The organism is Agathobaculum faecis (assembly GCF_014287995.1).
In the GTDB taxonomy this organism is placed as follows: Bacteria; Bacillota; Clostridia; order Oscillospirales; family Butyricicoccaceae; genus Agathobaculum; species Agathobaculum ammoniilyticum.
Window position 1 is genome coordinate 241,294 of the sequence record NZ_JACOPL010000004.1, and the last position, 6,255, is coordinate 247,548.

The following is a 6,255-nucleotide window of genomic DNA, read 5'->3' on the forward strand; positions in this document are numbered from 1 at the left end:
TTCCCTCCTAAAACAATATGCCGGCCGGCAGGTTGGTATGGAGTACCATTTCAAACACCACATAGATAAAGACAATAACGCCAACCGGTATTGCAAGCAGCTTCACTTTGTTACGCTCGCCCAGCAGAATCGCACAGGAGATGACCATAAAAAACGTACCCACGAAGAAACCCAAAATATAGGTCAGAACGGAAAATACGACCATGATCCCCAGCGCAATCAATACCCGCTTCATGCCTTCTGAGCGGAAATCGATCGTGACCTCGTCCGGCTGCTTTTTCAGCGCTGTTTCCAGCGCAAGACCAATCGAGCAGAGGAGCAGCGCTCCACCCAGCAGCTTGGGCCAAAAGCCGCCGCCGATGTCCGACAGGCCATGATAGGGAAAATCCATCGTGCCGACGATCATCCCAATACCGACCACAAGCAGCACCGCAGCCACGATGTAGTTGTATTTTTTCATCTAAGGCTTCCTTTCCTGCATAATAGGCGGGGCGGCGGGACTTTTGCATTCCACCGCCCTGCCCGCGGCTTTCAGTTGATCAGCGAATCGTAGAACTCGTACTGCTCCTGCATAAACTGCAGCGCGCCGTCCGTCCCCTCAAACTCTGCCGGCATGATACTGAACGCCGCCAGCGTCTCTTCAAACTCCTCGGTTGCGCTCGCCTGTGCAAACGCGTCCTGCAGGTAGGTCACAACCTCCTCCGGCGCGTCGTTCTTAATTGCAAGGTAGACCCAGGTCAGAATCCGGATATCCTTCAACTCGTCATACAGCTCGCCCATTGCCGGAACATCCGGAAACATCTCCGTGCGTTCATTATCCGTGATCGCCAGCGCCTTGATCGTGCCGGCAGTAAGCTGCCCGATCGCGGGCGCTGCAGAGCAGCAGGTCATATCTACCTCGCCCGCTACCACGCCGGTGATACTGTTGGTATCGCCGTCATAATTAACATAGGTAAACTCCAAGCCGAGCGCCTGCTCAAAGGACTGCGCGCTCAATTTGGTCAGCGTACCCTCGCCGGTATTGCCGACCTTGACTTCGCCCGGATGCGCTTTCGCGTATTCCACAAATTCCTCAAACGTATCGTACGGGGCGTCCGCGCTGACAAGGATCAGGTTCGGCTGCTTCATCAGGCAGGCCAGCGGGGTGAATTCGTCATAAGAAATATCGGTGTTTCCGTTCACCTTGCTCAATACCAAGTCACAGTTTACGATACCGAGCGTATATCCATCCGAGGAGGAATTCCGGAACTGGTTCGCGCCAACAAGCCCCGCGCCGCCGGTCACGTTATTGACGGTAATATTCACACCCGACGGCAGCACACCGTCCGGAATGGATTCCGTCATGCCGCGCACGCACAGGTCGGTCGTGCCGCCGGCCGAATACGGACAAATAACGGAAATATTCTGGGACGGGTATTCCTTTGAGCCGCCGCAGCCGGTCAGGGCCGCCGCTGCCATTGCTGTTGCGGTAAGCATTGCAATAATCTTTCGCAGTTTCATGATTAAACCTCCGTCTTTCTATGTATTTGTCTGTCGCATCAACTATCCTTATAAAACGCCGGACGCTTCCAGTGCATCGATCTCCGCATCGCTGTAGCCAAGATGCGAAAGAACCTTGCGGTTATCCTGCCCCAGCGTGGGCGGAGCACACCGGATCTCGACCGGCGTCTCACTGAAGTCTATCGGCGCGATGACCGCCTTGAAATCCCCCGCGACCGGATGATGGATGGTCCGAATAATCTGGTTATGCGCAACCTGTGGGTCGTGCAGCACATCCTCGTAGGTATTAACCTTGGCGACCCAGAACCCATCCGCCTGGAAACGCTCCAGCCAGTACTCGGTATCCTGTTTTTCAATCTGCGGCGCGATCAGCGCATGCAGCTTTTCCTTATCCCGCAGCATAACCGCTTTGTTCGGCATCATCTCATATAATGCCGGCAGGCCGATGATTTCGGAAAATCGCTTCATATCCTGCCCCGCGTTGATTGCCATGGCAAGGAAGCCGTTTTTCGTTTTATAGATGCCGTACGGGGCTTCCTGCAGCGGATGTCCCGTATAATCCCTGGATTTTTTCGGCATGATACCGGTATTTATGTAGTAGCACAGCTCCTGTGACTGCATGTGCAGGGCAGAGTTGAGCAGATTTACTTCAACCTTTTGTCCGTTTCCCCCATCCTTCACATGGTTGAGTGCCGCCAGGATACCGACGACCAACATCAGAGAGCTGTACATATCCACCACATAGATACCGCCGGTTGCCGGCTGCCCCTCCGTGCCGCAGATATTGCAGTAGCCGCTCATCGCCTGTGCCAGCAGATCTTGTCCGGGCAGCTTTACATAAGGGCCTGAGCTACCGTAACCCATCGCTTCGCAATAGATGATCCGCGGGTTGAGTTTCTTCCCGTCCTCATAACCCAAGCCAAGCTTATCAAGCACGCCGGCACGGTAATTCGATACCACGACGTCGGACTCACGAATCAGCTTTTTGACGATCTCCTTTGCCTCCGGCCTTTTCAGATCCAGTGTGATGCCCTGCTTGTTGCGGTTCATCGCAAGGAAAAACGGCCCTTCCCCGCCGAGCTTTTCATCCGGCGCAACATGGCGGTTAAAATCCCCTGTCCCTGGCCGCTCAATATTGATGACTTCCGCGCCCAAGTCGCCGAGCAGTTGCAGGGCAAACGGCCCCTGGGCAAAATGCGTGAAGCCCAGTATTTTCACGTTTTTTAACGGTGCGCTCACTTGCCCTGCTCCTTTTCCTCTGCCGCCGCAGGCTTTCTGCCGATATACTGCTTATCCACATGGAACAGGACCGGCTCGTCGTTCTGGTTCAAAACCAGCACGTTCCAGGTCACAACACCAAATTCCTCGTTTTTGATCGCCTTATCCACGACCTCAAACCGGCAATGGATGGTATCCCCTGGATAAACGGGATGGATATAACGGATTTTCTCATGGCCGTAATGAACGGAGGGCACCTTGGTCGGGGATACCTCCTTTGCCATAAAGCCATCCGCGACACCCAGCGTCAGAATGCCCTGGATGATCGGCCTGCCGATCGCAGGGAATTTCTTGCAGTATTCGGCGTCCACATGAACCGGATGCGTGTTGTCCGAACAGCCGATGAACAGGCGGATATCTGCTTCCGTCATCGTGCGGCCGGACGAGATCTGGACCTCGCCGATCTGGTAATCCTCAAAATATTTGATTTCTGGCATTTCTTTTCTCCCTTTCTTACTCTGTAACAGGCATCCACACGTTTTGTTTTCTCAGGCTGCTCTGCAGCTTTTTCACATCCACATCCCGAGCCGCAACCTTATCCTGTACTGCAATCGCCGCCGCGGTACCGCACGCCTGTCCCATCAGCATCGCAGTCGGTACGACGCGCAGCAGCTCAATCGCACCGAAATCACCGGAAATGCAGCGGCCGGCCACCAGCAGCCCCTCCGTATGCTTGGGAACAAAGCAACGGTACGGGATCTGTTTCAGCACATCCTCCGGCTGGAATCCGCGATATGGCGGCTGGGCGAACACCACTGCATCGCTGTAGCTCGCGCCCTCCATCAGTTCCTTTCGCGTGATTGTGTATTCCCCACACAGCATGCGGCTGCTCCTCACGCCGACCTGGGGTGCCGTGTCAATCACCACCGCATTTTCAAAGCCCGGCACATTTTTCCTGAAATACTCCAGCGTCCGCAGCATGGCCTGCCGTATCTCGATCTCCACCTTGGTCAGATCATCCACGCTTACCGCGCTGCCTGCCAGCGTATTGTTAAACCACACCACGTTATCGATGTTGCTCCTCATATAGAAGCCCTGCGGCAATTCCCCGAAGCTGTAGCCGCCGTTGATGCCGCGCACCGCCTTGATATCCGCCGACACCTGCTCATCCTTGCCTGGGATGCTCAGAAACTGCTCGGCCTTTTCACAATCCACATTGGCGACTCGGAATACCAGTCCAAGAGGCAGGTTGCCTGTTGTATATTCCTCGCCCGCCGTGTAAAATACATCGCCATCGCCTGTGCAGTCGATCACAATATCTGCCAGAACGGCCTGGCGACCGGACTTACTTTCAAAAATCGCGCCGCGCACCTTATTATCCACCATGTATGCCCTGCTGAACCAGGCGTGGAACAAAAGCTGCACGCCCGATTCGAGCGCCATATCATTGCACACGCATTTCATCAGTTCCGGATCGATAACCGGACTCCAGCGAACAATTTTATCCTCGCCGCCTGTTGCACCGTATCGCCGCCACTTCAGGATGTCCTCCAACTTGGAAGAACCACGCGTCGCTTCGTCGGGTTCGATCAGGCCGTTTACCCCGCGCAGACGGTCCAGCATTTCCTCCACAAGCCCCTTGATCACCAGATTGCCTTTCCCATCGCAGATGCAGTCCACCAGAAGGACAAAGCCCCCTGTCGACATGCCGCCCAGATAACCATACCGCTCCATCAACAGAACTCTGGCCCCCTGCCGTGCCGCACTGACCGCCGCACAGACACCGGCCGGCCCACCGCCGACCACCAAAACATCGGTTTCCGCGTATACCGGTATCTGCTGCTCCTTTTCAATAATGTATTTTTCCAATTCAGCACCTCCGTCATTTCCATGTAACCAATTTGTAAATTACATATTTTATGTTTGTAATTTACATCCAAATTTACATAAAGTCAATATGTCTTATTTATTTTCTATATAATAACCATATATCAATCAATATTTTTGTGTATTTTTCTTGCTTTCTTTGTGGGGATGGTATATAATCAAACTGCAATTTACATATATAAACAGGAGGATGCCGCTATGATCACCATTAGCGATATCGCAGTGCTTGCTGAAACTTCCACAGCAACCGTCTCCCGCGTCCTAAACGCTGATCCGCATGTGGCGCCTGGTACGCGGCAGCGGATCCTGCAGGTGATCGCCACCACCGGCTATAAGCCCAGAAGCTCGTCCAAAACAGATTCCAAGAAAAAAAACAGTATTCTTGTTTTGCTCCCTTCGCTGGAGAATCCCTATTTCTCAACCATTCTGAGAGGCGTGGAGCATCGCGCCAGCGCCGCCGGCTATGATACGCTGATGGCTGTTACACACCGAAACTATGAGAAAGAAACTAAATACCTGAACATGCTGACTTCCGGCCTGGTAGACGGCGTGATTCTGTTCACCACCTCTCTGCCCAACGACCAGCTCAACGATCTGTCCGCACGGTACCCTATCATTCAATGCGGCGCGATCGCGGAAGGCTCGAACATCAGCTATGTCAGCATTGACGACACAGCCGCCGCCTATGACGCCACTTCTTATCTCATCAGCCTCGGGAACCAGCGCATCGCCATGATCACTAGCTCGAATAATATCCCGTTTGAAAAGAAGCGCTTAGCCGGTTACATGGATGCGCTCAACGACCATGGCATCCCTTATGTTCCATCCTACAAAATGATCTGTAACAACCATTATTTAGACAGCTACAATTGCGTGGAAGCGCTGATGAAGCTCCCGGAAAAGCCGACCGCAATCTTTTGTTACAGTGATCTGACCGCATTAGGCGCTCTGAATTACGCCTATGACCACGGGCTCAAGCCCGGCTCTGATCTGGATATCCTCGGCTTTGACGGGACTTACCTGACCGAATGCGTTTCCCCCCATCTTTCCACAGTGGAGCAGCCGGCCTACGAAATGGGTAAAACAGCGTTCAACATGCTTTCCGACCGAATCGCCGACGCTAACTATATTGCACAGAAAGTAATTATTTCTCACAAGCTCGTCATCCGTGAAACGACCCGCAAGCTGCCTGCAAGCGTTTCCTGACGCCAGCTCGCTTTATTCCGTCAAAAGCCCCCTCTCCGACGGAGATCTACCGTTGAAGAGGGGGCTATTATCCTGTTTCTAAATGCTGTCGTTTATCACTATATCCACGCAAAAGGTTTGCATTTCTCAACTTCTTTCCCATTATAGCACTTTTCTTCCCTTGTATAGCAGAAACCGGAATGCACACACCCCTCACGCAGATTACACAATCCGTTTTTTCAAAAAATCATAACCACCGGCTGTACCGGTGGTTTTCGCTTACAATAAAATCACCCCGCGGCGTCTCTGCCCACGGGGTGATTTCCATTATATAACGGCTAAGCTTTTTATTTACAGCGTAACGCCGTTTTTAAAGATGGCGATTTCACGGTAGCCCAGCAGCTCAGTTTTGGAGGGTCTGCCGCCCGCGATGTCCAGCACCAGCGCGTACAACCGCTTCGCCGC

Annotated in this window: 6 protein-coding genes; 1 reads left to right on the forward strand and 5 read right to left on the reverse strand. The window is 53.2% G+C overall.

What is annotated here, in order from left to right; genetic code table 11:
* Positions 1 to 7 precede the first annotated feature (7 nt).
* The 5 genes from H8S45_RS06180 to H8S45_RS06200 all read right to left on the reverse strand — a co-directional run bounded on the left by H8S45_RS06180 (position 8) and on the right by H8S45_RS06200 (position 4,587).
* A complete protein-coding gene (locus tag H8S45_RS06180) occupies positions 8 to 460 on the reverse strand; it encodes a tripartite tricarboxylate transporter TctB family protein (protein ID WP_054326090.1) in 453 nt (150 codons plus the stop codon).
* A 71-nt stretch (positions 461 to 531) separates the two neighbouring features.
* On the reverse strand, positions 532 to 1,500 hold the full coding sequence (locus H8S45_RS06185) for a tripartite tricarboxylate transporter substrate binding protein (RefSeq protein WP_107630731.1): 969 nt from the start codon (positions 1,498 to 1,500) through the stop codon (positions 532 to 534).
* 48 nt (positions 1,501 to 1,548) lie between these two features.
* Positions 1,549 to 2,739 carry a CaiB/BaiF CoA transferase family protein gene (locus H8S45_RS06190; RefSeq protein ID WP_147573856.1) on the reverse strand — a complete coding sequence of 397 codons (1,191 nt, stop codon included), beginning with the start codon at positions 2,737 to 2,739 and terminating at the stop codon, positions 1,549 to 1,551.
* A complete protein-coding gene (locus H8S45_RS06195; protein WP_054326087.1) occupies positions 2,736 to 3,215 on the reverse strand; it encodes a MaoC family dehydratase in 480 nt (159 codons plus the stop codon). The genes H8S45_RS06190 and H8S45_RS06195 overlap by 4 nt, the downstream gene beginning before the upstream one ends.
* Positions 3,216 to 3,231: 16 nt before the next feature.
* The gene (locus H8S45_RS06200; protein ID WP_147573857.1) at positions 3,232 to 4,587 is read right to left on the reverse strand and encodes an FAD-dependent oxidoreductase; all 1,356 of its coding nucleotides are present in this window, start codon (positions 4,585 to 4,587) and stop codon (positions 3,232 to 3,234) included.
* Between the two features lie 216 nt (positions 4,588 to 4,803).
* Between H8S45_RS06200 and H8S45_RS06205 the strand changes: the two genes are divergently transcribed.
* Positions 4,804 to 5,811: a LacI family DNA-binding transcriptional regulator gene (locus H8S45_RS06205; RefSeq protein WP_159068049.1), complete on the forward strand. Its 1,008-nt coding sequence runs from the start codon at positions 4,804 to 4,806 to the stop codon at positions 5,809 to 5,811.
* Positions 5,812 to 6,255 lie beyond the last annotated feature (444 nt).

Bases quoted from the DNA above. Each gene is read 5' to 3' on its own strand.
- H8S45_RS06180 (WP_054326090.1), bottom strand. From the start codon at position 460: ATGAAAAAATACAACTACATCGTGGCTGCGGTGCTGCTTGTGGTCGGT.
- H8S45_RS06185 (WP_107630731.1), bottom strand. From the start codon at position 1,500: ATGAAACTGCGAAAGATTATTGCAATGCTTACCGCAACAGCAATGGCA.
- H8S45_RS06195 (WP_054326087.1), bottom strand. From the start codon at position 3,215: ATGCCAGAAATCAAATATTTTGAGGATTACCAGATCGGCGAGGTCCAG.
- H8S45_RS06205 (WP_159068049.1), top strand. From the start codon at position 4,804: ATGATCACCATTAGCGATATCGCAGTGCTTGCTGAAACTTCCACAGCA.